Annotated in this window: 25 protein-coding genes; 23 read left to right on the top strand and 2 right to left on the bottom strand. The window is 61.6% G+C overall.

The window, feature by feature from the left end; genetic code table 11:
• Nucleotides 1–129: 129 nt before the first annotated feature.
• The 4 genes from nhaA to ACB031_RS16410 are packed head-to-tail and all read left to right on the top strand — an operon-like array spanning nt 130 to nt 2,995.
• On the top strand, nt 130–1,320 hold the full coding sequence (gene nhaA, locus ACB031_RS16425; protein ID WP_005308714.1) for a Na+/H+ antiporter NhaA: 1,191 nt from the start codon (nt 130–132) through the stop codon (nt 1,318–1,320).
• Nucleotides 1,321–1,340: 20 nt separating this feature from the next.
• Nucleotides 1,341–1,724 carry a hypothetical protein gene (locus tag ACB031_RS16420; protein WP_005308716.1) on the top strand — a complete coding sequence of 128 codons (384 nt, stop codon included), beginning with the start codon at nt 1,341–1,343 and terminating at the stop codon, nt 1,722–1,724.
• Nucleotides 1,711–2,643 carry a transcriptional activator NhaR gene (gene nhaR, locus ACB031_RS16415; protein ID WP_005308802.1) on the top strand — a complete coding sequence of 311 codons (933 nt, stop codon included), beginning with the start codon at nt 1,711–1,713 and terminating at the stop codon, nt 2,641–2,643. Before ACB031_RS16420 ends, nhaR begins: the two co-directional genes overlap by 14 nt.
• 49 nt (nt 2,644–2,692) lie before the next feature.
• Nucleotides 2,693–2,995 carry a metalloregulator ArsR/SmtB family transcription factor gene (locus ACB031_RS16410; protein ID WP_005308804.1) on the top strand — a complete coding sequence of 101 codons (303 nt, stop codon included), beginning with the start codon at nt 2,693–2,695 and terminating at the stop codon, nt 2,993–2,995.
• 48 nt (nt 2,996–3,043) lie between these two features.
• On the opposite strand, the gene rpsT is transcribed toward ACB031_RS16410, so the two are convergent.
• Nucleotides 3,044–3,307 (bottom strand): 30S ribosomal protein S20, encoded by a 264-nt coding sequence (gene rpsT, locus ACB031_RS16405; RefSeq protein WP_005308808.1) that lies wholly within the window; start codon nt 3,305–3,307, stop codon nt 3,044–3,046.
• A 191-nt stretch (nt 3,308–3,498) separates the two neighbouring features.
• Between rpsT and murJ the strand changes: the two genes are divergently transcribed.
• The 12 genes from murJ (at nt 3,499) to tppA (ending at nt 17,452) form a co-directional block, all read left to right on the top strand.
• Entirely contained in the window at nt 3,499–5,064 is a 1,566-nt protein-coding gene (gene murJ, locus ACB031_RS16400) for a murein biosynthesis integral membrane protein MurJ (RefSeq protein WP_017780266.1), read from the top strand.
• 142 nt (nt 5,065–5,206) lie between these two features.
• A complete protein-coding gene (gene ribF / locus ACB031_RS16395; protein WP_371139913.1) occupies nt 5,207–6,181 on the top strand; it encodes a bifunctional riboflavin kinase/FAD synthetase in 975 nt (324 codons plus the stop codon).
• Nucleotides 6,181–9,042 (top strand): isoleucine--tRNA ligase, encoded by a 2,862-nt coding sequence (gene ileS / locus ACB031_RS16390; protein WP_371139912.1) that lies wholly within the window; start codon nt 6,181–6,183, stop codon nt 9,040–9,042. Before ribF ends, ileS begins: the two co-directional genes overlap by 1 nt.
• The gene (gene lspA, locus ACB031_RS16385; protein WP_019838723.1) at nt 9,042–9,545 is read left to right on the top strand and encodes a signal peptidase II; all 504 of its coding nucleotides are present in this window, start codon (nt 9,042–9,044) and stop codon (nt 9,543–9,545) included. The genes ileS and lspA overlap by 1 nt, the downstream gene beginning before the upstream one ends.
• Nucleotides 9,542–9,994, top strand: coding sequence for an FKBP-type peptidyl-prolyl cis-trans isomerase (gene fkpB / locus ACB031_RS16380; RefSeq protein WP_371139911.1), 453 nt, complete (start codon nt 9,542–9,544; stop codon nt 9,992–9,994). The genes lspA and fkpB overlap by 4 nt, the downstream gene beginning before the upstream one ends.
• Entirely contained in the window at nt 9,994–10,929 is a 936-nt protein-coding gene (gene ispH / locus ACB031_RS16375; protein WP_005308820.1) for a 4-hydroxy-3-methylbut-2-enyl diphosphate reductase, read from the top strand. Before fkpB ends, ispH begins: the two co-directional genes overlap by 1 nt.
• A gap of 258 nt (nt 10,930–11,187) precedes the next feature.
• Complete coding sequence (tppE, locus tag ACB031_RS16370) at nt 11,188–11,691, top strand: type IVa pilus pseudopilin TppE (protein WP_005308824.1); 504 nt, start codon at nt 11,188–11,190, stop codon at nt 11,689–11,691.
• Nucleotides 11,688–12,101 carry a type IVa pilus pseudopilin TppB gene (tppB, locus tag ACB031_RS16365; protein ID WP_371139910.1) on the top strand — a complete coding sequence of 138 codons (414 nt, stop codon included), beginning with the start codon at nt 11,688–11,690 and terminating at the stop codon, nt 12,099–12,101. Before tppE ends, tppB begins: the two co-directional genes overlap by 4 nt.
• Entirely contained in the window at nt 12,098–13,192 is a 1,095-nt protein-coding gene (locus tag ACB031_RS16360; protein ID WP_371139909.1) for a PilW family protein, read from the top strand. The genes tppB and ACB031_RS16360 overlap by 4 nt, the downstream gene beginning before the upstream one ends.
• A gap of 10 nt (nt 13,193–13,202) precedes the next feature.
• On the top strand, nt 13,203–13,679 hold the full coding sequence (locus tag ACB031_RS16355; protein ID WP_005308830.1) for a PilX N-terminal domain-containing pilus assembly protein: 477 nt from the start codon (nt 13,203–13,205) through the stop codon (nt 13,677–13,679).
• A gap of 9 nt (nt 13,680–13,688) precedes the next feature.
• A complete protein-coding gene (locus ACB031_RS16350; protein WP_371139908.1) occupies nt 13,689–17,042 on the top strand; it encodes a pilus assembly protein in 3,354 nt (1,117 codons plus the stop codon).
• 8 nt (nt 17,043–17,050) lie between these two features.
• Complete coding sequence (tppA, locus tag ACB031_RS16345; protein WP_010635132.1) at nt 17,051–17,452, top strand: type IVa pilus pseudopilin TppA; 402 nt, start codon at nt 17,051–17,053, stop codon at nt 17,450–17,452.
• Between the two features lie 4 nt (nt 17,453–17,456).
• Here tppA and ACB031_RS16340 read toward each other — a convergent pair whose 3' ends face one another.
• The gene (locus ACB031_RS16340; protein ID WP_099360172.1) at nt 17,457–17,843 is read right to left on the bottom strand and encodes a type IV pilin protein; all 387 of its coding nucleotides are present in this window, start codon (nt 17,841–17,843) and stop codon (nt 17,457–17,459) included.
• 93 nt (nt 17,844–17,936) lie between these two features.
• Here ACB031_RS16340 and ACB031_RS16335 point away from each other — a divergent pair, with 93 nt between their 5' ends.
• The 7 genes from ACB031_RS16335 (at nt 17,937) to ACB031_RS16305 (ending at nt 25,004) form a co-directional block, all read left to right on the top strand.
• A complete protein-coding gene (locus tag ACB031_RS16335; RefSeq protein WP_005308838.1) occupies nt 17,937–18,470 on the top strand; it encodes a GspH/FimT family pseudopilin in 534 nt (177 codons plus the stop codon).
• 20 nt (nt 18,471–18,490) lie between these two features.
• Nucleotides 18,491–19,078 (top strand): PilW family protein, encoded by a 588-nt coding sequence (locus tag ACB031_RS16330; RefSeq protein WP_017785588.1) that lies wholly within the window; start codon nt 18,491–18,493, stop codon nt 19,076–19,078.
• 4 nt (nt 19,079–19,082) lie between these two features.
• Nucleotides 19,083–20,189: a hypothetical protein gene (locus ACB031_RS16325; protein WP_024942013.1), complete on the top strand. Its 1,107-nt coding sequence runs from the start codon at nt 19,083–19,085 to the stop codon at nt 20,187–20,189.
• A gap of 8 nt (nt 20,190–20,197) precedes the next feature.
• Nucleotides 20,198–22,306, top strand: coding sequence for a prepilin-type N-terminal cleavage/methylation domain-containing protein (locus ACB031_RS16320; protein ID WP_371139907.1), 2,109 nt, complete (start codon nt 20,198–20,200; stop codon nt 22,304–22,306).
• Between the two features lie 73 nt (nt 22,307–22,379).
• Nucleotides 22,380–24,002 (top strand): NAD+ synthase, encoded by a 1,623-nt coding sequence (locus tag ACB031_RS16315; RefSeq protein ID WP_017787513.1) that lies wholly within the window; start codon nt 22,380–22,382, stop codon nt 24,000–24,002.
• A 9-nt stretch (nt 24,003–24,011) separates the two neighbouring features.
• Nucleotides 24,012–24,350, top strand: coding sequence for a nitrogen regulatory protein P-II (glnB, locus tag ACB031_RS16310; protein WP_005308848.1), 339 nt, complete (start codon nt 24,012–24,014; stop codon nt 24,348–24,350).
• A 60-nt stretch (nt 24,351–24,410) separates the two neighbouring features.
• A complete protein-coding gene (locus ACB031_RS16305; RefSeq protein WP_371139955.1) occupies nt 24,411–25,004 on the top strand; it encodes a transglycosylase SLT domain-containing protein in 594 nt (197 codons plus the stop codon).
• The last annotated feature ends 8 nt before the right edge of the window (nt 25,005–25,012 follow it).

The raw sequence follows: 25,012 nt of genomic DNA, 5'->3' as shown, positions 1-25,012 counted from the left end.
CCTGCTTATAGCAGGCATGTTTGATTTTGCCTTCGGTTTTTTCGTTGTATTTCGCAGTAAGAAACGATTTTTCAAGGATTGTTATCGGATATAGACTCAAATCAAAGTAAGACTGTGGATATTTTAACCATGAGCGACGTAATCAAGAAGTTCCTCAAACTGGAGGCCGCCTCCGGAATAATTCTGATCATGGCAGCCATGCTGGCCATGATCCTGGCCAACAGCGGCCTGGCCGGCAGCTATCAGGCTTTCCTCGATACCCAGGTGCAGGTGCGCATTGCCGCCCTCGACATCAACAAGCCGCTGCTGCTCTGGATCAACGACGGCTTCATGGCTGTCTTCTTCCTGCTGGTCGGCCTCGAGGTGAAGCGCGAGATGCTGGAGGGGGCCCTCTCTTCCCGGGTGCAGGCCACCTTCCCGGCCATCGCGGCGGTGGGCGGCATGCTGGCGCCGGCCCTGATCTATGCCTTCTTCAACTACTCGGACGAAGTGGCACGTGCCGGCTGGGCCATTCCCGCCGCCACCGACATCGCCTTTGCCCTCGGGGTGATGGCGCTGCTGGGCAAGCGGGTGCCGGTGAGTCTCAAGGTGTTTCTGCTGGCGCTGGCCATCATGGATGACCTGGGGGTCATCATCATCATCGCGCTGTTCTACACCCAGCAGTTGTCGCTAACGGCGCTGGCGATCGGCATCCTGGCGACACTGACCCTGCTGTGGATGAATCGCCGCGGCGAGGATCGGATCAGCCTCTACATGCTGGTCGGGCTGGTGCTCTGGGTGGCGGTGCTGAAGTCGGGCGTCCATGCGACCCTGGCCGGCGTGGTGGTGGGCTTCATGATCCCGCTCAACGGCAAGCGTTATGAGTCGCCACTCAAGCATCTGGAGCATGCCCTGCACCCCTGGAGTGCCTACCTGATCCTGCCGCTGTTCGCCTTTGCCAACGCCGGGGTGTCGCTGGAGGGGATAGGTCTCTCCTCCCTGCTGAGCCCGGTGCCCATGGGCATCATGCTGGGGCTGTTCATCGGCAAGCCGCTCGGGGTGTTCACCATCAGCTGGCTGTCGGTCAAGCTGGGCATTGCCCAACTGCCACCTGGGGTCAACTTCAGACAGATCTTTGCGGTCAGCATTCTGTGCGGCATCGGCTTTACCATGTCGATGTTCATCGCCTCGCTGGCCTTCGAGCACGGCGGATTGGATTACGGCAGCTACTCTCGCCTCGGGATCCTGGTGGGATCCACCCTGGCGGCGATCGTCGGTTATCTCGCCCTGCGCATGGCGCTCCCGAACCGGGAGGCCGATCAAAGCACGGAGGGGTTATGAAAAGAGCAGGATGGTTGGCCATGCTGGCGCTGAGCCAGGCGGCCTGGGCCGGCAGTCTGCAGGATTGCCAGCAGGATGCAGCCTCGGCCAGCTGCTCGGCCTACCTCAGCGGCGTGGTCGACAGCGCCCTGCTGCTGGGGGACAAGCAGGCCAAGGCGCAGTTTGGCGAGACCTTCGCCGAGCGGGCACTGAGCAGCCGGGCCGGCGAGCGGGTCAAGCAGTCCAACAAGCGCTACTGCGGGGAACGGATGCCGGATCCGGTCAGCCTCAAGGCCCACCTGCAGGAGCAGTTCGGCGCGAACAAGGTTGACTCGATCAGCGACATGTATGACATTCTGGCGGCTGAACTCAGTTGCTACCGGAGCCCGCGCCAGGCGGGAACCCCATCGGATGTCACACCTTAACTACAACCATCTCTATTATTTTTGGATGACCCAGAAGAAGGGCTCCGTCACGCAAGCGGCGGAAGCCCTCTTTTTGACCCCGCAGACCGTCACCGGCCAGATCAAGCTGCTGGAGCAGCGCCTCGGTGGCAAATTGCTGATAAGAAAGGGACGCTCCCTGGAGGCGACCGAGCTGGGCCAGCTGGTGTTTCGCTATGCCGACAAGATGTTCAGCCTCTCCTACGAGATGCTGGATATCGTCAACTACCGCAAGGAGAGCCAGATCCTGTTCGACGTCGGCATCGCCGACGCTCTCTCCAAACGCCTCGCCAGCCGGGTGCTGCTCTCCGTCATCCCCAATGATGGCTCCATCCACCTCCGCTGTTTCGAATCGACCCACGAGTTGTTGCTGGAGCAGCTGAGTGAGCACAAGCTCGACATGATCCTCTCCGACTGCCCGGTGGACTCCAGCCAGCACGCCGGCCTGCTCTCCAAGCGACTCGGTGGTTGCGGGGTCAGCTTCTTCTGCAAGGCGCCGCTGCCGTCGCTGCCGTTTCCCGCCTGTCTGGAGGAGCGCAAGCTGCTGATCCCCGGCCGGCGCACCGCCATGGGTCGCCAGCTGACCCAGTGGTTCGAGCAGCAGGGGGTCTCCCCCAGCATTCTCGGCGAGTTTGACGATGCGGCCCTGATGAAGGCGTTCGGCTTCTTCAACCAGGGCATCTTCATGGCACCCACCATCTACCGGGAGGAGATCCTGGAAGGGGAGGGGGTGATGCTGCTGGGCGAGACCCAGGATCTGATGGAGGAGTACTACGTCATCTTCGCCGAGCGGATGATCCAGCACCCGGCGGTAAAACGGGTATGCGAGAGTGATTTCTCCTTCCTGTTTGCCGGCCAGGAGGACTTTGCCATGATTCAACCGGCAACCCTGTCATTTTAAATTGACGGGCCACAGAGTATGATTCTTGCCTCGAACGAGAGGGAATGAGATGCAACTGGAAGAGATGGAGGCCAATGCGAGCCGGGCGGTGGCACTGCTCAAGGCGCTGGCCAATGAACGGCGGTTGTTTATCCTGTGTCAGCTGCTGGAGCGGGAGCTGTCGGTGGGGGAGCTCAACGAGCGGCTTGGTCTGAGTCAGTCGGCGTTGTCACAACACCTGGCCGTGCTGCGGCGGGATGAACTGGTGGAGACGCGCAAGGAGGCCCAGACGGTCTACTATTCGCTGCGCAGCTACGAGGTGCGCGAGATGATAGGGTTGCTGCACAAGTTGTACTGCAGCGAACAGAAATAAAAAACCGGCACAAAGGCCGGTTTTTTCAGCTTTATCAGCAGAAGCTGATTAAGCCATAGCTTTGATCTGGGCAGACAGGCGGCTCTTGTGACGAGCAGCTTTGTTCTTGTGGATCAGGCCTTTGGTCGCCATACGATCCATGATCGGCTGAGCAACAGCGAAAGCGGCAGTCGCAGCAGCCTTGTCGCCGGAGGCGATGGCAGCGATGACTTTCTTCAGGTAGGTACGGGTCATGGAACGACGGCTGGCGTTGTGCTGACGACGTTTCTCTGACTGAAGAGCGCGCTTCTTAGCAGATTTGATGTTAGCCAAGGTAAAACTCCTAAAACTGTCTTAGCGAGTGTATTGAAAAGGCCCGGAAATATGCCTTCTCAACCACATATTGTCAAATGATTTGTGCAAATAAACACCGCCCCCCGGTGGTGTGTCAGGTGGGAGACGGTTAAACTGTCGGCCGATTCTATCAGCATTCTTTTCATTCCGACAGTTCCAGAGGCCTCGTCTTGAGTAAGAAATTGATCAAATCCGGCATGATAGTGTCCGGAATGACGTTGGCGTCCCGCGTTATGGGCTTGGTTCGCGATGTGGTCATCGCCAATCTGCTTGGCGCCGGGGTGGCCGCAGACGTCTTCTTCTTTGCCAACCGCATTCCCAACTTTCTGCGCCGCCTGTTCGCCGAAGGTGCCTTCAACCAGGCCTTTGTTCCCGTGATGACGGAGTACAAGAAAAAGGGTGACGAGAGCGAAGTGCGCGAGTTGCTGGCTGCGGTGGCGGGCACCCTGGGGGGGATCGTTACTGTGGTCACCCTGCTCGGGGTGCTGGGGTCAGGCGTGCTGACGGCCCTGTTTGGCTGGGGCTGGTTCTGGGACTGGCTGCACGGCGGGCCGGCGGCCGAGAAGTTCGAGATGGCAAGCCTGATGCTCAAGATCACCTTCCCCTACCTCTGGTTCATCACCTTCACCGCCATGGCGGGGGCCATTCTCAACACCTTCGGCCGCTTCGGGGTCTCCTCCTTTACCCCCATCTTCCTCAACATCACCATGATTGCCGCCGCCTGGTGGATTTCACCCTGGCTCGACAACCCCGAGCTGGCACTGGCCATCGGTGTCTTCCTCGGCGGTCTGGTGCAGTTCCTGTTCCAGTTCCCGTTCCTGCGCCAGCTCAACATGCTGGTGTGGCCCAAGTGGGGTTGGCACCACCCGGGGGTGGTGAAGATCCGCACCCTGATGATCCCGGCCCTGTTCGGGGTCTCGGTCAGCCAGATCAACCTGCTGGTCAACACCATGCTCGCCTCCTTCCTGGCGACCGGTGCCATCAGCTATCTCTATTACTCGGACCGGCTGCTGGAGTTCCCGCTCGGCATGTTCGGCGTCGCCATCAGCACCGTCATTCTGCCGGCGCTGGCCAAGAAGCACGTGGATGCCGACCCGGCCGACTTCTCCCGTACCATGGACTGGGGGGTGCGGATGGTGATGCTGCTCGGCCTGCCGGCCATGGTGGGCATCGCCGTGCTGCGCGAGCCCATCCTGCGGGTGCTGTTCATGCGCGGCGAGTTCGGCCTGCACGAGGTGAGCATGTCGAGCGCCAGTTTGCTGGCATCGACCACGGGCTTGCTGTCGCTGATGCTGATCAAGGTGCTGGCACCGGGCTACTACGCCCGCCAGGATACCCGCACGCCGGTGCGGATCGGGATGATCTCGATGGCGGCCAACATGGTCTGCAACCTGCTCTTCATCTATCCGCTTGGCTACGTGGGGCTGGCCCTCTCGACCGCCTGCTCGGGCACACTGAACGCGGCTTTGCTGTTCAGGGGGCTTCATCAGCAGAGCGTCTACCGCCCGTCCCGTCACACCGGGATGTTCTGTCTCAAGCTGCTGACCGCCAGCCTGCTGATGGGGGGCGTGCTCTTGTACCTCTCTCCGGATCTGGCCCAGTGGGGCGCCTGGCACATGAGCAAGGCGACCATGCAGCTGGCCATGCTGCTGGTCGTGGGGGGCGCCATCTATGCCGGTGTCCTGCTGGCGCTTGGGATCCGGCCAAGAGATCTGAGAGCGGGGCGGGACGACTGAGTCAGCCCCTGCGGCGAGATAGCCCCACCTGAACCTGTTGTCGGGGCGGAGCGGCTGAAATCGGGTCAGCAACAGGGCTGACCCGGCGTGCCGCCTGATATATAATCCGGCGATTTTCATAGCAGCAAAGCACAAGGCACTGATGGAGCTTATCCGCGGTATTCACAATATCAAGCCCCGTCACCGGGGGTGTGTATTGACCATTGGCAACTTTGATGGGGTCCATCAGGGTCATCATGCCGTGCTGGCTCGCTTGCAGGAAAAGGCCGCCCAGCTCGGCCTGCCGGCCTGCGTCATGCTGTTCGAACCCCAGCCGCTGGAGCTGTTTGCCGGGGCCGCGGCGCCGGCCCGCCTCAGCCGCCTGCGGGAGAAGTACGAGGCGCTCAAGGGGATGCAGATCGATCGCATGCTCTGCGTGCGCTTCAACCACCGCTTTGCCGAGCAGTCCGCCACCACCTTCATCGAGCAACTGCTGGTGGAGAAACTCGGCGTGCACTATCTGGTGGTCGGCGACGATTTTCGCTTCGGCAAGGGGCGGGAAGGGGACTTCCACCTGCTGGAGGAGGCCGGCCGGCGCTTCGGCTTCGAGGTGATCAGCACCCAGAGTTTCCAGCTTTCCCGCCAGCGGGTCAGCAGCACGCTAGTGCGCGAGGCCCTCGCGGCCGGCCGGATGGCGGAGGTGGAGCTGATGCTCGGCCGTCCCTACACCATCAGCGGTCGGGTGGCCCACGGTGAAAAGCTGGGCCGCACCATAGGTTTTCCCACCGCCAATCTGGCCCTCAAGCGTCAGGTGATCCCGGTCGGTGGCGTGTTCGCGGTGGAAGTGATATGTTCCGGCAAGACCTTCCCCGGTGTCGCCAATGTGGGTGTACGGCCGACCTTGAGCGGTACACAAGCCAGATTGGAAGTACATCTATTTGATTTTTCTGGCGACCTTTATGGTCAACAGGTCAAGGTGCTGCTTCGCCACAAGCTGCGCGAAGAGCAGAAATTTGACTCTTTCACCGCCTTGAAAGAGCAGATCGAACGAGATGCCCTGGCGGCCCGAGCCTGGTTCGGGCTGCCACAATTTCATTTACCCAGCACTCTTTTAGAAAAGAAGGGAACCCAGGACTGATGAGCGACTATAAACACACCCTGAATCTTCCGGAAACCGAGTTTCCGATGCGTGGCGATCTGGCCAAGCGCGAACCCAACATGCTGAAACGTTGGTACGATCAGGATCTTTACGGCGCCATTCGCCGCGCCAAAGCGGGCAAGCCTTCTTTCATTCTGCACGATGGCCCCCCCTATGCGAACGGCAGCATTCACATCGGTCACTCGGTCAACAAGATCCTCAAAGACATCATCATCAAGTCCAAGGGCCTCTCCGGCTTCGACTCTCCCTATGTGCCGGGCTGGGACTGCCACGGTCTGCCCATCGAGCTGAAAGTGGAGGGCATGGTCGGCAAGCCGGGTGAGAAGGTTTCCGCCGCCGAATTCCGCGCCGAGTGCCGCAAATACGCCAAGACCCAGATCGAAGCGCAGAAGACCGACTTCATCCGTCTGGGCGTGCTGGGTGACTGGGAACACCCCTACCTGACCATGGATTTTGGCACCGAAGCCAACATCATCCGCTCCATGGCCAAGATCGTTGAAAACGGCCACCTGCACAAAGGCTCCAAGCCGGTGCACTGGTGTACCGATTGCGGCTCCGCGCTGGCTGAAGCGGAAGTGGAGTACTACGACAAGAACTCCCCCTCCATCGACGTGCGCTTCAAGGCCGTCGACGAGGCTGCCGTTGCAGCCAAGTTTGACTGCGCCGAAGGCCACACCGGCAAGGGCCCCCTCGCTGCCGTGATCTGGACCACCACCCCGTGGACCCTGCCGGCCAACCGCGCCATCGCCATGCACGCCGATCTCGACTATGCGCTGGTGCAGGTGGAAGGGGATAACCCCGAGCGTCTGATCCTGGCCGCCGAGCTGGTGAAGGACGTGATGGACCGCGCCGGCATCGAGCACTTCCACAACCTGGGCTACGCCAAGGGCGCGGCGCTCGAGCTGCTGCGCTTCAACCACCCCTTCTACAGCTTCGACGTGCCTGTGGTGCTGGGTGATCATGTGACCCTGGACGCCGGTACCGGCGCGGTGCACACCGCCCCTGGCCACGGTCAGGAAGACTTCGTGGTCGGTCAGAAGTACGGTCTGGAAGTGGCCAACCCGGTTGGCAGCAACGGCGTCTACCTGCCGGATACCGAACTGTTTGCCGGCCAGCACGTGTTCAAGGCCAATGCGGCCGTGGTCGAGGTATTGACAGAGCGCGGCGCCCTGCTGCACCACAAGGTGTTCAACCACTCCTACCCGCACTGCTGGCGTCACAAGACCCCGATCATCTTCCGTGCCACCCCCCAGTGGTTCATCAGCATGGAGCAGAAGGGTCTTCGGCAGCGCGCCCTGGAAGAGATCGAGCGTATCGAGAAAGAGGGCATTGCCCAGCACGGCCAGAGCGGCTGGGTGCCGGCCTGGGGCAAGAACCGCATCCAGGCAATGGTCGAGAACCGTCCTGACTGGTGTATCTCCCGTCAGCGTACCTGGGGCGTGCCCATCTCCCTGTTCGTCCACAAGGATACCCAGGCGCTGCACCCGGATTCCGTGCGTCTGATGGAAGAGGTGGCCAAGCGGGTCGAGCAGTCCGGTATCCAGGCCTGGTGGGATCTGGACAAGGCCGAGCTGCTGGGCGCGGACGCCGACAACTACGAGAAGGTGCCCGATACCCTGGACGTCTGGTTTGACTCCGGCTCTACCCACGCCTCCGTGGTCGATGCCCGTCCCGAGTTCAACGGCAAGCCGGCCGACATGTATCTGGAAGGCTCTGACCAGCACCGTGGCTGGTTCATGTCCTCCCTGATGATCGGCGTGGCGATGAAGGACAAGGCACCCTACAACCAGGTGCTGACTCACGGCTTCACCGTGGACGGTCAGGGCCGCAAGATGTCCAAGTCCATCGGCAACGTGGTGAGCCCGCAGGACGTGATGAACAAGCTGGGTGCCGACATCCTGCGTCTGTGGGTCGCCAGCACCGACTACACCGGCGAGATGACCGTCTCCGACGAGATCCTCAAGCGCTCCGCCGACGCCTATCGCCGTATCCGCAACACCGCCCGCTTCCTGCTGGCCAACCTGAACGGCTTCAATCCGGCGACCGACATGGTGGCACCGGCCGACATGGTGGTGGTGGATCGCTGGGCCGTGGGCCGTGCCAAAGCGGTACAGGCCGAGATCGTGGCGGCGTTCGACGAGTACAACTTCCACGGTGTGACCCAGAAGCTGATGCAGTTCTGCTCCATCGAGATGGGTTCCTTCTATCTGGACGTCATCAAGGATCGTCAGTACACCGCCAAGGCTGACAGCCTGGCCCGTCGCTCCTGCCAGACCGCTCTCTATCACATCGCCGAGGCCATGGTGCGCTGGATGGCGCCCATCATGAGCTTCACTGCCGACGAGATCTGGGCCCTGCTGCCGGGCGAGCGCGGCGAGTTCGTGTTCACCGAGGAGTGGTACGACGGCCTGTTCGGGCTGGAAGCGGGCGAAGTGCTGAACGACGAGTTCTGGGCCGAGATCCTCACCGTGCGCGGTGAAGTTAACAAGGCGCTGGAAGTGGCCCGTGGCGAGAAGCGCATCGGCGGTTCTCTGCAGGCCGAGCTGACTCTGTTCGCCAAGCCTGAGCTGGCTGCGCGTCTGAACGCCCTGGCCGATGAGCTGCGCTTCGTGCTGCTCACCTCCAAGGCCAAGGTGGTCAGCGTCGATACCGCACCGGCAGAGGCCGTGGCGACCGAGCGCGATGACCTGTGGCTGAGCGTGGCCCAGTCTGCCGCCGCCAAGTGCGACCGCTGCTGGCACCATGTGGAAGATGTGGGCACCATCGCGGGCCACGAAGAGATCTGTGGCCGCTGCGTCACCAACGTCGAGGGTGACGGCGAAACTCGTCAATTTGCCTGATGAACATGACTCAACATAAAAGCGGCCTGCGTTGGCTGTGGCTGGCTGTGCTGGCCTTCGTACTGGACCAGGCGAGCAAGCTCGCCGTGGTCAAGCTGCTGCCGTTTGGCTACCCGGGGGTGGAGATCACCCCCTTCTTCAACCTGGTCCACGTCTACAACAAGGGAGCGGCTTTCAGCTTCCTGGCCGATCAAGGCGGCTGGCAGCGCTGGTTCTTCGCCGTGCTGGCGTTCGCCATCTGCGGCCTGCTGATCCACTGGCTGCGCAAGCAGTCGGTCACCCAGCGCTGGAGCGGCATCGCCTACAGTCTGATCATCGGCGGGGCACTCGGCAACGTGTTTGACCGGCTGGTGCTGGGCCATGTGGTCGACTTCCTCGACTTCTACTGGCAGCGTGCCCACTGGCCGGCGTTCAACCTGGCCGACAGCTTCATCTTCATCGGTGCCGCCATGATCGTGCTGGACGGCTTGCGTGGCGAGAAAAAACAGGACGCGACCTCATGAGCCAGCTGATTGCTGCGGACAGCAGTGTACTGTTCCATTTTGCCATCAAGCTGGAAGACGGCTCGGTGGCCGACAGCACGGCGCTGCACGGCAAGCCGGCCCGTCTGCGGATGGGAGACGGCAGCCTGACGCCAAGCTTCGAGCAGTGCCTGCTGGGACTGCGCGAAGGGGAGAGCAAGAGCTTCACGCTAGCGCCGGAAGAGGCGTTCGGCCTCTCCAACCCCGACAACATTTACCATCTGGACCGCTCCAAGTTCGGTGCCGATGTAGAGCCCAAGGTCGGCACCATCATACTGTTCGACCAGCCCAACGGCAGCGAGCTGCCGGGTATCGTCCGGGCGGTGGCAGGGATGTCGGTGACGGTCGATTTCAACCACCCCCTGGCCGGTCACACCGTCACCTTCGAGGTGGAGATCCTGGGGGTTGATGACGAGGAGAAGGTGCACTGATGGATATCCTGCTCGCAAATCCCCGCGGCTTCTGTGCCGGTGTCGACCGTGCCATCAGTATCGTCGAGAGCGCGCTGGAGAAGTTTGGTGCTCCCATCTATGTCCGTCATGAAGTGGTGCACAACCGCTACGTGGTGAACAAGCTCAAGGAGGCGGGTGCCGTCTTCGTCGAGGAGCTGGATGAGGTGCCGGACGACAGCATCGTCATCTTCTCCGCGCACGGAGTCTCCAAGGCGGTGCGCGAGATGGCCAAGTCCCGCGCCCTCAAGGTGTTCGATGCCACCTGTCCGCTGGTGACCAAGGTGCACATGGAGGTCCATCGCGCCAGTCGCAAGGGCTCCGAAGCCGTGCTCATCGGTCATGCCGGCCACCCCGAGGTGATCGGTACCATGGGGCAGTACGAGAATCGCGAGGGCGGCATGTATCTGGTGGAGACGCCGGCGGACGTGGCCAGGCTCAAGGTGAAGAATCCGGACGATCTCTGCTTCGTGACCCAGACCACCCTCAGCGTGGATGAGACCTCGGACGTGATCGATGCATTGCGGGCTCACTTCCCCAAGATCCAGGGGCCGCGCAAGGATGACATCTGCTACGCCACCCAGAACCGCCAGGATGCGGTGCGGGAGATGGCCGGGCTGGTGGACGCCATGCTGGTGGTGGGATCGCGCAACTCTTCCAACTCCAACCGCCTGCGGGAGCTGGCCGAGAAGGTGGGCGCCAAGGCCTACCTCATCGACGACGCCTCCATGATCGAGGCCGGTTGGCTGGCGGGAGTCAAGGCGATCGGTGTCACCGCCGGTGCCTCCGCCCCCGAGGTGCTGGTGCAGTCCGTCATCACCCGTCTGCGCGAGCTGGGTGGCAAGGTGGTGGCCGAACACCCCGGTCGTGAAGAGAACGTGGTGTTTGAAGTGCCGCCGGAACTGCGCATCCTGTGAGCGATGCGTCCCCTGCGGGACTACACCGTCTCTGATTGAGCCACCTCCAGCGAGGTGGCTTTTTCATGGGTGATTCTTATGGCTCTTGTTGGCCGCTTTGCCGTGAGATCGCAGCGAAATTTGATGATGTATGTCCAAGATTTGAGTAGATTGAATTGCAAGCGAAGGTTCGCGGCCTAGACTGCTGATGAACTTATCACCGGCTTGATGGCAGATGGATGTGCAGCCGGCCCCCCGACAAAATCAGAGCGAAACAGGATGTTTTTGCGTTCAGGTTTTAGCCTCATCGAGCTGATGGTCACCATTGCGCTCGTCTCTATCCTGCTGACGCTGGGAGTCCCCTCCTTCAGCGCGATAATGCGCAACATGACGTTGACCAGCCAGGCCAACAACTTCGTGGCCGCCATCAACCTTGCCCGCTCCGAAGCCATTCGCCGCAATACGGCGGTCACTCTCTCCGCCTCCACCAGCAATCTGACCCAGAACCACTGGGAATCTGGCTGGCAGATCTGGGTCGACAGCAACGGCAACGGCACCCTGGACAACGGCGAGTTGCTGCGACTCTTTCCCGACATGGGGGCCGGCACCCTGGTCAGCAATACGTCGCTGGTACGTTTCAGTGGCAATGGCTTTCTCGATGGTCGCGCCCAGGCGGCGCTGGTATTTTCCCTGCAGCCGCCTGACTGCGCGCAGGAAGCATCGCGCGACATCACGATCACCCCGGCCGGCCGCCCTTCAATCACGGAGACCAGCTGCATATGAAGCACCAGCAAGGCGTCTCGCTGCTTGAAATCATGATCGCCGTGCTGGTGCTGTCGATCGGCATCCTCGGCATGGCAACCCTGCAGTTGCAGGCACTCAAGAGCAACCAGTCGGCCCTGACCCGGACCGAGGCGACCCAGTTTGCCTACATGATCACCGACATGATGCGGGCCAACCGCAGCGCGGCTCTGCTCGGCCAGTACAACGTCGGCCTGGGGGAGACGGTCTCCGGCAGCTCGATGGCGATACAGGATGTGCAGTACTGGAAACAGGCGCTCGGCGGCCTGCCCGGCGGTGATGGGGCTATTGCTGTGAGTGCCGGACAGGCGACCATCACCATCCAGTGGGATGCCAGCCGGCTGGCCACCGAGCCTGCGCTGCGCAGCATGACCCTGAGGACGGATCTGTGAACGGGCGGCGCACCTTGCTGCGCCAGGCCGGTGTCGGTCTGGTGGAGGTGATGATCGCCCTGCTGCTGTCGCTGCTGACGGTCGGGGTCATCATCCAGGTGCTGCTTGGCAACCACAAAACCTACCTGACCGGTGAGGCCATCGCCCGGGTGCAGGAGGACAGCCGGTTTGCCGTCAACCTGCTGCAACAAGAGCTGCGGATGGTGGGCTACCAGGGCTGCCTCAGCAAGCAGGGGGTCAACATCACCAATACCCTCAACGGTGCGACGGCGTTGCCCTACAACTTCACCGTCTATCTGCGCGGCTATGACAATGTCACGGCGACGCTGCCTGCGCCGTTGTCGGCCCTGTTTACCGCGGCCGAGCCCAAACCCAAGCCGGGAACCGACGTGCTGCTGGTGCAGGGGCCTACCGGCAGCGGTGTGCCGGTGACCCGCAACAACAGTGCGGCCCAGCTGTTCGTGCAGCAACTCTCCAGCAAGGCCAACTACTGCGGCACCGGCAAGCAGGGCTACAGCGACCTGTGCGAGGGGGACATCGTCATGGTCTCCGACTGCCAGAAGGCGCGGATCTTCCAGATCACCCAGACCCAGGTGGTGGGAGGGGGCAGCGAGGTCAACATCGGCCACTCCAACGACAACAAATACACCCCGGGCAATACCGTCAGCTCCTGGGGTGGGGCCAGCAGCCCGGTCGAGGAGCGCTTCGGCGCCGGTTCGGTATTGAGCCGGATGGAAACCCGGGTCTATTACATCGCCCGTCCCTCGGCCAGCGCCCCCTATGCCCTCTATCGCAAGAGCGGGCTGGGGGCGGGCATGCCGCTGGTGGACGGGGTCACCGACATCCAGCTGACCTTCGGTGAGGATCAGAACCGGGATCGGGCGGCGGATCGTTACGTGAGTGCCGCCAGCAACCCGAACTGGGACAACGTGCTGGGGATCGGCGTTCAGCTGTTGATGCGCAGCAACCAGGGCAATGTGGTGTCGGATCCGCAGGCCATCAGCTTCGCCGGGGCTACCTTCCAGGCAACCGACAGCCACTGGTACTGGGTGGCCGAAACCACGGTCGCCTTGCGCAACCGGCTGCCATGAGGAGGGAGGCATGATGGGGCGACAAGGGGGAATGGCACTGGTGATCAGCCTGATTTTTCTCGCGGTAGTGAGCCTGCTGGCGATGGCCAGCATGCAGAGCGCCCTGCTGCAGGAGAAGATGGCGGGCAACCAGAAGGAGTCGCAACAGGCGCTGCAGGCGGCGGAGGCGGCACTGCGCGCTGCCGAGCGCTATCTGGAGGCGGGCAACTCAGGCCCCTACGACAACAGCGCCGGTCTCTATGAGTTCGTCAGCGTGGCGGTGGATCCCGCTTCTCCCTCCACGGCCTGGCGGACCTATGCCAATAGCGGTCTGGCGGGACGGGCCCCAGAGTACTTCATCGAGCGGCTGCCCTACACCCAGAGCAGCAACGAGAGTCTGGCGGTGGACGAGCCCATCAGCGAGCGCCGTCTTTATCGCATCACGGCTCGGGGATTCGGCCTCTCGGACGAGAGCCGGGTGCTGTTGCAATCGACCTACAGCCGCTAGGAGGGAACCATGCGTGCATCTGGCTACGGATTTTGTGCCCTGTTGCTCTGCACCCAGGTGCAGGCGGCGCTCGACATCGCCCAGGTTCCCCTCTATCTCGGCACCCGGGCCGAACCCAACATCATGTTCAGTCTGGATGACTCCGGCTCGATGCACTTCGAGCTGATGCCGGAGGATTTGATCGAAAACAGCGCTCGCTACGTCTATCCCCGTGCCGACAACGTCTATGGCAACGAGGACTATGACAACCGGACCGTGACCTTCACCAGCAACAACGATCGCAACGCCTACACCCGCTCGAGCAACAACAACAAGCTCTACTACAACCCCTTGCTGAGCTACCGCCCCTGGGCCAAGGCGGACGGTACCCTGATGGCGAATGCCAGCATCAGCTGCGCGCCGCACAACCCCTTCAACACCGCCGCCGGCTGCCGTGATCTGACCAAAAACAACCGCTCGAAGTCGTTGCGCTACTACACCGGGTTCTCCTCCAGCGACTACAACGATGACGAGACCTTCTGGCCCGCCGTCTATTTCGCCTACAAGGGCAGCGGTGACGTGACGCGGGCGAGCAGCTATACCCGGGTCGAGATAAAGTCCGGCAGCACCTATGGCGGGCGTCCTAATCGCAGCGACTGCAAGAGCGCACCGGTATGTACCTATGAGGAGGAGATTCAGAACTTCGCCAACTGGTACACCTACTATCGCTCCCGGATCCTGGCGGCCCGGGCCGGGGTCGGTCGTGCCTTCGCCAGCCAGGGACAGGCCCTGCGGGTGGGGTTTGCCACCATCAATGCCAGCGGCAGCGTGATCCGCGGGGTGGCGCCCTTCTCCGGCACCGATCGCAACGCCTTTTTCAGCGACCTCTACAGCCGTGACATTCCGGCCGCCGGTACGCCGCTGCGCACCAGCCTGAAGGATGTGGGGGAGTACTTCTCCCGCACCGACAACAATGGCCCCTGGGCGGCCAGCGCCGGCAGCACCTTGCCCCACCTAACTTGCCGGCAGAGCTACAACATCCTGATGACCGATGGCTACTGGAACGGGGATACCCCCTCAGTGGGGGATCTGGACAAGGATGGCTACAGCAATACCCTGGCCGACGTGGCCTACAAGTACTGGAAAACAGACCTGCGTGCCGATCTGGCCGACAAGGTGCCGACCAGCACGGCAGATCCCGCCAACTGGCAGCATCTGGTCAACTTTACCGTGGGGCTCGGGGTCAACGGGTCGCTCAATCCGGCCAACGGCATCCCGAACAGCTGGCCCAATCCCCATGATCCGGATGACAAGGAGTACAAGAACGCGACCTATATTCCGGAGTACAAGATCGATGACCTGTGGCATGCGGCGCTCAACAGCAGGGGCAGCTTCTTCAGCGCGGGTGACCCCGACGTCTTTGCCGCGGCCCTGAGCAGCACTCTGGCCCAGATCGCGGCACGCAACAGCTCTGCCAGTTCGGTGACCGCCAACGCCACCCGGCTGGACAGCAATACCCACATCTATCAGGCCCGCTACAACAGTGGCGACTGGTCCGGGCAGCTCATCTCCATTCCGCTCAACAGCGACGGCTCGCTGGGCAACATGGCCTGGGATGCCGCAACCCAGATCCCTGCCCATACCGCTCGCAGCCTCTTCACTCGCCAGAACGGGGTCGGCATTCCCTTCACCTGGGCCGATCTCAACGCCACCAATCGCGCCCTGTTCAACCTCGCCGGTGACAACCAGGGGGAAAACCGGGTCGCCTACTTGCGCGGTGATCGCAGCCGTGAGCAGAGCAATGGCGGCCTGTTCCGCAGTCGCAGCGACCTGCTGGGGGACATCATCAACTCGGATCCCGTCTATGTCGGCAACCGGGACTACGGCTATGGCAGCGCCACCGGCCTGACCCAGGCCGAGCGGGAGGGCTACCAGAGTTTCCTTGGCTCGACGGCCATCAGTCGCCGTACTCCCATGCTCTACGTGGGGGCCAACGACGGCATGCTGCACGGTTTTCGGGTCGCCAACGGGGTGGAGACGCTGGGCTACATCCCGGCCAGCCTGCTGGGGGATCTGAGCCTGCTGACCAAGCCGGATTACAGCCACCGCTACTATGTGGACGGTACGCCCAAGGTGGGGGATGCCTATCTTGGCAGCAGCTGGAAAACCGTGCTGCTGGGGTCGACCGGCGCCGGTGGCAAGGCGGTCTTTGCCATCGACGTGACGGCCCCCGACAACTTCACTGCCGACAAGATGTTGTGGGAGTTTACCAACGCCGAGATGGGGGTAGCGCTGGCTGCGCCGACCCTGGTCCGGGTGAAGTCCGGCAACAAATGGGTGGCGCTGGTGGCCAACGGCTACAACAGTACCAGCCAGACCGCCCGGCTGTTTGTGCTGGATCTGGCGACCGGCGCCGTGATCAAGGAGATAGATACCCAGGCGGGCTCGGCCAGCGAACCCAATGGCCTCTCATCCCCCCTGCCGGTAGACGAGGACGGCGATCGGGTGGCGGACTATGTCTATGCCGGCGATCTGCAGGGCAATCTGTGGAAATTCGACCTGACCGACAACAACAGCGCCCAGTGGGGGAGCGCCTTCAAGACCGGCAACAAGCCAAAACCGCTGTTTCAGGCGTGCAACGGGACCTGCTCTGCCAGCACGCGCCAACCCATCACCATGCGTCCGTTGGCCATTCGCCATCCCAAGGGGGGCATCATGGTGCTGATGGGAACCGGCAGCTATTTCACCAATGACGACAAGCTGTTGCCGGCAACCCCCAGGCTGGAGGCCGTCTACGGCATCTGGGATGCGGGGGCGACCGTGCTCGCCAGCCAGTTGCAGCAGCAGAGCATCACTCACGAATACTCCGCCAATGGCACCACCATCAAGTTCAATGTGAGGGTGGTCTCCAACACGGCGGTCAACTACACCAGCCAGAAAGGGTGGTATCTGGTGCTCAAATCCCCTGCGTTGAGCAAGGGGGTAGGGGAGCGAGCCGTTTCGGAGATGCTCTACCGCAACAAACGGCTGATCTTCAATACCCTGATCCCCTCGGCGGATGCCTGTGACTTTGGTGGACGTTCCTGGCTGATGGAGCTGGATCCTGTCTCGGGGGCGCGTCTGAGCTACTCGGTGTTCGACGTCAATGGCGATGGGGCCGTCAATGATGACGACTATGTGGGGATCAAGGGCGGCAGCGGCAACGACATCAAGGTGCCGGTCAGTGGCAAGCAGTTTGACGAGCTCACCACGACGCCGAGCGTGGTGGAGGATGCCGACATGGAGCGCAAGTACATCAGCGGTTCCAGCGGCAATATCTCGGTCACCCTGGAAGAGGGGGCGGGTGACCTGGGTGGTCGCCAGTCCTGGTTGCAACTGGAGTAGAGGTGGAGATGGCGCGTGGATTTTCCCTGCTGGAGCTGATGATTGCGGTAGCCGTGATGGCGATTCTGACCCTGATTGCCTACCCCAGCTACAACAGCTACATGGCGTCGGCCAAGCGGGCCGAGGCCAAGGCGGCGCTGCTCGAGGCGGCGCAATACATGGAGCGGCAGTTTACTGCCGATGGCAACTATGATGGCGGCAATCTAGCCTCAGCCGGACTGGCCACCTTGCCCAGGGATGGCGGGGCTGCCTATTACAATCTGGCGCTCAATGCCAGCGGCGCCCGCTATACCCTGACGGCGATCCCGACCGGAGTGATGAACGGCGATCCCTGCGGCTTGCTGACTCTGGATCAGGGGGGACAGCAGGGGGTGTCGATGGCCAGCATGACGGCCGCCGAGTGCTGGTAATGCGTTACCAGCAGGCGGCTGGGGTCTTGATGTCAGCCTTGTTGAGGGTGAGGGTATCGCAGGCGGTGCTGCCGTTCTTGTCACCCACCTGCGCTCCCTTGCTGGTGGCGATCAGGGTGTAGGTGGTTGCGGTAGCCCCGGAGATGGTGAAGTCGTAGTAGCTGCTGGTGGGGTTGCCCACCTGGGACGGGGTCGTGCCGTAGCTGGTGTTGGAGACTCGGAACTCTTCCTGTTTCAGCTGCATGCTGAGCAAGCCCTTGAACGCCTCGGCTCGACGGGATTTGCGCAAACCGTCGCTGAAACTGGGGTAGGCGATGGATGCAATGATGGCGACGATGGCGACTGCAACGAGCAGTTCCAGCAGCGTGATTCCGGACTGTTTGGCTTTCATGGGGCGGCATGCTTCGTGAAACAGGTTGATACTATAGGATAGTACTGACGGTGTGCTCTACTGGCATGTGCAAAAAGAAAGGAGTCTTGAACGATGGAAGGCAGAAAGGGCAGATCCGCCGGTTTTACCCTGATAGAGCTGATGGTCGCCCTGTCTCTGGTCGCTCTGCTGCTGACCGTTGCGATTCCCAGTTATCAATCCCTGCGCCAGGAGCAAATGGTCAAGGCCGCCACCCAGGCGGTGTATACGGATGTGATGTTGCTGAAGTCCGAGGCCATCAAGCGTAACCGCACCCTGCAATTCATCATCTTCAACAGCGGCACCAGCAATTGGTGTTACCGCATTTTTATCGATGGCAGCTGCAACAGTTGCAGCGATCACTGTTCCAGCATTGAGGGGCGCAAGGGGGGCGATGCCAGTGAATATCCCGGTATCAGCCTGGTTGCCAGCTACAGTGAATCGTCGAGCAACATCAGGCCCCTGAGTATCTCTCCCAGAAGGTCTTCCTTGACGGCGGGGAATATTGCCATCTCATCCGGTACCTATTCCATGCAGGTCAAGACCAACAATGTCGGGCGTGTGCGTACCTGTGGTGTCAGCAATGTCAGTGGGGTGCCTGCATGTTGAGAGCGCCAAGGGGATTCAACGTGGTGGAGCTGATGGTTGCCATGGTCGCAGGCCTGCTGCTGGTCGCCGCGGTGACATCCTTGTTCGCCACCATCCTGAGGGTCAATCAGACCTCCATGCAGGTGAGCCGCCTCAATCAGGAGCTGCAGAGCGTCACCGACATGATCGCCCGTGACGTGCAGCGCACCGGTTATGATCAGGGGGCGACAGCCTTTCTCGGCGCGGCATCGGGAGCCAGATCTCCTTTCTATTTCGATACCAGCAGCGATCTGCTGAATGAGACGGTCACTGGCTCCAAGATTTATCGCTGCATCCGGCTGAAATACGATGATGATAACAACGGCGTGCTTGGGGCTGATGAAACCTATATCTACAGCTACGACAGTGCCGACAAAGGGGTACAGCTTGGCACCACTTGCAGCACCGGCAGCCTGCTGAGTACCGACAATACCATCGAAATTACGGATCTCACCTTCTCGCTGTTGAGTGGCAGCGTCTCGTCAGGTGCACGGACGGTGCGGCTGAACATATCGGGCCAGTTCAAGGCCAACACCGCACTCAAACTCACTCTGCAGCGTGATATCAAGCTGCGCAACGACGGGTATTGATGTCATGCAACGTCATCTTGGTTTTACCACCTTCACCGTTACCTTGCTGCTTACTGTGATGTTGCTGAGTATCTCGCTGCTGGTGGGCAAGCTGATGGTGTCTGACCGCCGTGTCAGCCTCAACGAAGTGCAGTATCGACAGGCGCTGGCCCTAGCCGAACTGGGTTTGTCCGACGGGGTCGGCCGCTTGGCACAGGACGCAAGTTGGCGTAGCGCCAGCAGTGGCGTGTCGGTCACTGTGTCGGCCGGTACCTATACCCTGTTTGCGCTGGACGACACAGCCGTGACCGTGGGCGGGGCGAGCGTGACGCCGGTCAGGGTGCGAGCCCAGGCTACCCTGGTTGACAGTACTGCCAATGCCGATGTGGAGATAAAGACCATCAAGGTCAGCGTATTGGCGGGCACCCCGGCTGCCCCCCTGACGGTTGCTGGCGGTATGGCCGTTTCCGGCAACTTTACCGTGGTGGCCAATCCCAACGGGGGCGGGCCTGGCGTGCCGCTCTCCATCTGGACCAACGGTAATGTGGACCTGACCAATGGCTCCGGTCAGACCTGCCATCAGGGGGATTACAGCGGGGGGTGCAGTGCCTACATCAGCCAGAAGGGGGACAAACAGTCGGACATCAAGGACAACGATTCCGCCTTCCCAAGCGATCTGGTCTGGTATCTGTTCAACGAGAATGACGATGCAACAGGATGGGCCAATCTGGAGTCGCGGGCGGTGCAGATGCTGACCAATTGCGATTCGTTGTCGACCGCCTCCCGTGGACTCATCATCGTCGATGGGGACTGCAAGCCGGGCGGCTCGATCGGTTCGGTTGCCGCACCTGTGGTGCTTATCGTGCGCAACGGGGATCTGATGGTCAACGGCAACGCCACCCTCTATGGGCTGGTGTTCGCCTACTCCTCCACTCCCGCCACGGCTACCAACGATATCAGCCTGAAGGGGGGCGCCATCGTCAATGGCGCTGTGGTTGCCAACTACCAACTAGGCAAGACCGCCAACGGGACCTTCGACGCCAAGTACGACCAGGCGGTGCTGAGCAATATCGAGAATGGAGCCGCATTTCAGATCATTAACCTAGTGCCCGGTAGCTGGCGGGACTGGTAGGAGCGAACATGAAACCGCACAAGGGATTCGGGCTGTTGGAGATCTTGATCACCCTGGTTCTGCTCGGGGTGGGGGTGGCCGGGTTGGTGGCCATGTCGCGCGGGATCCTCGGGGCTTCCCAGGACGGGCGGCGCTATGAGGTGGCGATGCGGCTGGCCGAGTCGAAACTCGATGACTTTCGTACCTTCAACGGCGTGGTGAGTGCCGTCTCTCCACTCACGGCCTATAACAGCATTGCGGCGGGCACCAGTACGGTCACCCCCGCCGATGGCGGCGGGACCTATACCCTGAGCTGGACCGTCAACAACCAGTACTGGAATGGTACGACCTGGCAGACGACGGTCCCTGCGGGATACCTGCAGTCCTACCCAGGCCGCAAGGTCGTCAACGTGACCGTCAGCTGGAGCGATAATGACGGGAATCCAGTCTCGTTGTTATTGGCCGGCGCAGTGTCGCCGGCAGAGTCACTGGCCCAGAACCAGTTGAATGGCGGGCTCGATACCAGTCGCGAACCTCCCCAGGTGGTCTATACCCCGGGGGTGGCGCCGGACGTCATCTCCATCCAGATCGATCAGGAAGGGCGCAAGCAGGAGACCAGCAAACCGCTGCCGACGGTGACCTCCAAGGATGGCACCGTCGGCAAGCTGGTGCAGTTCGAGACGGTCACCTACAAGCCCGACAACGGTGGCAACACCCAGCAGGTGCTGCAGGATCTGGCCTCGGTCTCCTGCTCTTGCAGTTACGGCTCGAGCGTCAATGCCTACCTGCCGGGCCAGGCGATCCTGACCGACAGCAATCTGCTCTACTGGAGCGTGGGCTCCCAGGTCACCAAGCAGACCGGCATCCTCAACAGCAGCGTCAAGGATCAACCCACCCTCTGCACCAGTTGCTGCAAGAACCACTTCGATGGCAGTGGCAGCAGCTTTGATCAGTTCTACTCCCCGCTGCACACCAACAGGCAGCGCTATAACAGCTCGCTCACCTCGGTAAACAGTGGCAACTATGTGGATGCCTGCCGCTTCGTCCGGCTCGATGGCTATTATCGCCCTCTGCCAGAGTGGAACCTGATCAAAGTCATAGTGACCAGCGCCGACTTCCTCGCCAAGACGGCCAATCAGACCAGCTACCAGAATTACATCAAGTACGTGGTCACCACCTACATCACCTGGCAGAAGAACACCCTCAACTGGACAGCGAACCCCACCGCCACGCCACCGACCATCACCGAGTTTGCCGACTGGTTGCCTGCCAACGCGGCGGCGGGGGGAGACACCACGACCAAGGTCACCATGAGCACGGGCACGGCCCAGCTGATCGCGCGCGGCATTTATGTGGATGTGCTCTCGCCCACCTATCTGGCCGCACTCGACCTGACCTCGCAGGATCTGCTGGCCAGAGTGCCATTCCAGGATATCAACCTGACCATGCTGGCCGAGTGGAGTCTGGTGCCCTTGAGTGGCCAGCTGACCGGCAGTGTCTCCGACTATGTAGGGGTGACCAACGAGACGGTCAAGACGGTGGTCGATCTCAACAACTACTACTTCGGCAGCTACAGTCGCGGCTACCTGTCGGCCAAGAAGAGCACCAAGGATGCCTCCAACGTGTTGCAGAGCGCGTCGATCAAGGTGACCGCCTATCAAGGCAACTCGGGGATCACCGCCTCGCTCATCTCGCCAGTGGATCAGAGTGAAGCCAAGAGCGCCAGCATGCCGGTGGCGATCGATACCAGTTCCCAGACGGTGCCGACCATCACTGTATCGGGACGGATCGAATGTCTGGAAAAAGGTAACGGTAACAATACGGATCCTGTTTCATGCAACAAGAACACCTTCAACGGGTTGAGCGTGACCACCACCACCACGGGGGCCACATGCCGCATCGACAAGCCCCAGGCCAACAACCAGCCGGCCACCTATGTCTGCACGGCGGCGCAAAACAGCAGCCTGGTGGTGAGTTTCTCCTACAGTGCCCAGGGCAACACCACCTATCTGCTGAAGCCGGCGTCGTTGAGCATCGCCATGACACCGCCCGCCAGCGGTCAGGTGATCACCGGGCCCTGTGGCCTGCTGGTGGACAACGGCGTGACCAACGCGAGCAGCCTGACTTGTACCCCCTGAGTCTTGGGCGCTGGCACAGCCAGCGCCTTTTCTTTATCATTCCCCATCATTTTCGAATTCAAGATGCATCGCCATGGCAAAAGCCCTCTCTCTGATGCTTGCCCAGTTGAATCTGACGGTAGGCGCCATCGAAGATAACTGTGACAAGGTGCTGGCGGCAGCCGCCGAAGCCGATCGGCAAGGCGCCGATCTGCTGGTCTGCTCCGAACTGGCCCTGACCGGCTACCCGCCGGAAGATCTGCTGCTGCGCGCCGATCTGATGATCCGGGTGGAGGCCGCGCTGACCCGCATCGCGGCATGGCAGGGGGCTTGCGCCATTCTGGTGGGTCACCCCTGGCGTGAAGGGGAGGCGCTCTACAACGCCGCCTCCCTCTATGAGCAGGGGCAGCTGGTCGCACGCTACTTCAAGCAGGATCTGCCCAACTACGGGGTCTTCGACGAGAAGCGCTACTTCACCGCGGCAACCGAGACCTGCGTGGTCCCCTTCCGTGGTCATCAGCTGGGCTTGCTCATCTGCGAAGATCTCTGGCAGCCGGGGCCGGCGCTGGCCGCCAAGGCCGCCGGAGCCGAGCTGCTGCTCACCATCAATGCCTCGCCCTACGATCAGGAAAAACCCTGGATCCGCCGTGAGCTGATGGCCGAGCGCTGCGATCAGACCGGTCTGCCGCTGGTCTACCTCAACCAGGTATGCGGTCAGGACGAGCTGATCTTCGACGGCTGCTCCAAGGTGTTCAACAGCCAGGGCGAGCTGACCCACAAGCTGGCCCCCTTTGCCGAAGAGCTGGCGCTGGTGCACTTTGCCGATGGTCAGCCGGTGAAGGAGCGGGAACCCGCCGCACCACTGGAACCCTTGGCCGAGACCTATCAGGCACTGGTACTGGCGGTGCGCGACTACGTCACCAAGAACGGCTTCCACGGCGCCGTGCTGGGCCTCTCCGGCGGCATCGACTCGGCGCTGACCTTGGCCATCGCGGCCGATGCCATCGGCGCCGACAAGGTGCAGGCGGTGATGATGCCATTCCGCTACACCGCCCAGATGAGCGTGGAAGATGCCAAGGAGCAGGCCGAACGGATGGGGGTGGAGTTCAACATCATTTCCATCGAGCCAATGTTCGAAGGCTTTATGGCCCAGCTGGCGCCGCTGTTTGAAGGGACCGCCCGCGACACCACCGAAGAGAACCTGCAGGCTCGCTGCCGTGGTGTGTTGTTGATGGCGCTCTCCAACAAGCGTCGTCGCATCGTGCTGACCACCGGCAACAAGAGCGAGATGGCGGTGGGCTATGCCACCCTGTACGGCGACATGGCCGGCGGTTTCGACGTGCTCAAGGACGTTCCCAAGACGCTGGTCTTCAAGCTGTGCGAATACCGCAATTCCGTCGATTATGTGATCCCGCAGCGGGTCATCGACCGTCCTCCTTCGGCAGAATTGGCACCGGACCAGGTGGATCAGGACAGCCTGCCCCCCTATGACATCCTGGATGCCATCCTCAAGCGCTATGTGGAAGAAGATGCCTCCGTGGCTGACATGGTGGCGGAAGGCTTCGAGGAGGCGGTGGTGCGCAAGGTGATCCGCCTCGTGGATCTCAACGAATACAAGCGCCGTCAGGCTGCGGTCGGGCCCCGCATCACGGCCCGCAACTTTGGTAAGGATCGCCGTTACCCCATCACGTCCGGGTTTGGCAAACAAAACTGGTAAGGAGTCACCATGAAGAAGATTGAAGCCATCATCAAACCGTTCAAGCTGGACGATGTGCGCGAGGCCCTGGCCGAGATCGGCATCAACGGCATGACGGTATCCGAGGTCAAGGGCTTCGGCCGCCAGAAGGGCCACACCGAGCTATATCGCGGCGCCGAGTACATGGTCGACTTCCTGCCCAAGGTGAAGGTGGAGCTGGTGGTGCAGGACGAGGATCTCGATGCCTGCCTGGAAGCGATCCAGAACACCGCCCGCACCGGCAAGATTGGTGACGGCAAGATCTTCGTCTGCGAGGTGGAGCGGGTCATCCGCATCCGTACCGGCGAAGAGAACGAAGACGCCATCTGACGGATGGCTGAGCCTTGTGATGAGCCAACGAATGGAGACTCGAGCCCGCTGATGTCCTGGATGCGCCTCGTTGCGATGGCCGGCCTGCTGGCCGGTCTGACCGCCTGCAGTACCCGGCCGCCGGCCCAGCCGGAAAACCTGTGCCAGATCTTTCGTGAGAAGCCGGACTGGCACAAGGCGGCGCTCAAGATGAACGAGAAGTGGGGAACGCCTGTGCAGGTGGTGATGGCCATGATGTATCAGGAGTCCTCCTTCGTGCACGATGCCCAGCCGCCGATGCAGTATTTCCTCTTCATCCCGACCGGGCGGGCCAGCTCCGCCTACGGCTATGCCCAGGTCAAAGATGAAACCTGGGCCGACTATCAGCGGGAGACCGGCAACAGCTGGAGCGATCGCGATGACTTTGCCGACGCCATCGACTTCATGGGCTGGTACACTCACAAGGCCCAGCGGCTGAACGGCACCTCCAAGTGGGATGCGTATGGCCAGTATCTCAACTATCACGAAGGGTGGGGTGGCTATCGGCGTGGCAGCTACCGCAGCAAGGGATGGCTGATGAAGACATCCCGCAAGGTGGAGGCTCGCGCCCAGCGCTACGGCGCCCAGTATCGACAATGCAAGGATCAGCTCTCCAGCGGGGGCTGGTTCTGGTAACCAAATCA

It is taken from the genome of Aeromonas sp. S8(2024) (assembly GCF_041403085.1).
Taxonomy (GTDB): Bacteria; Pseudomonadota; Gammaproteobacteria; order Enterobacterales; family Aeromonadaceae; genus Aeromonas; species Aeromonas dhakensis.
This window is presented reverse-complemented; position numbering and strand designations above follow the sequence as displayed.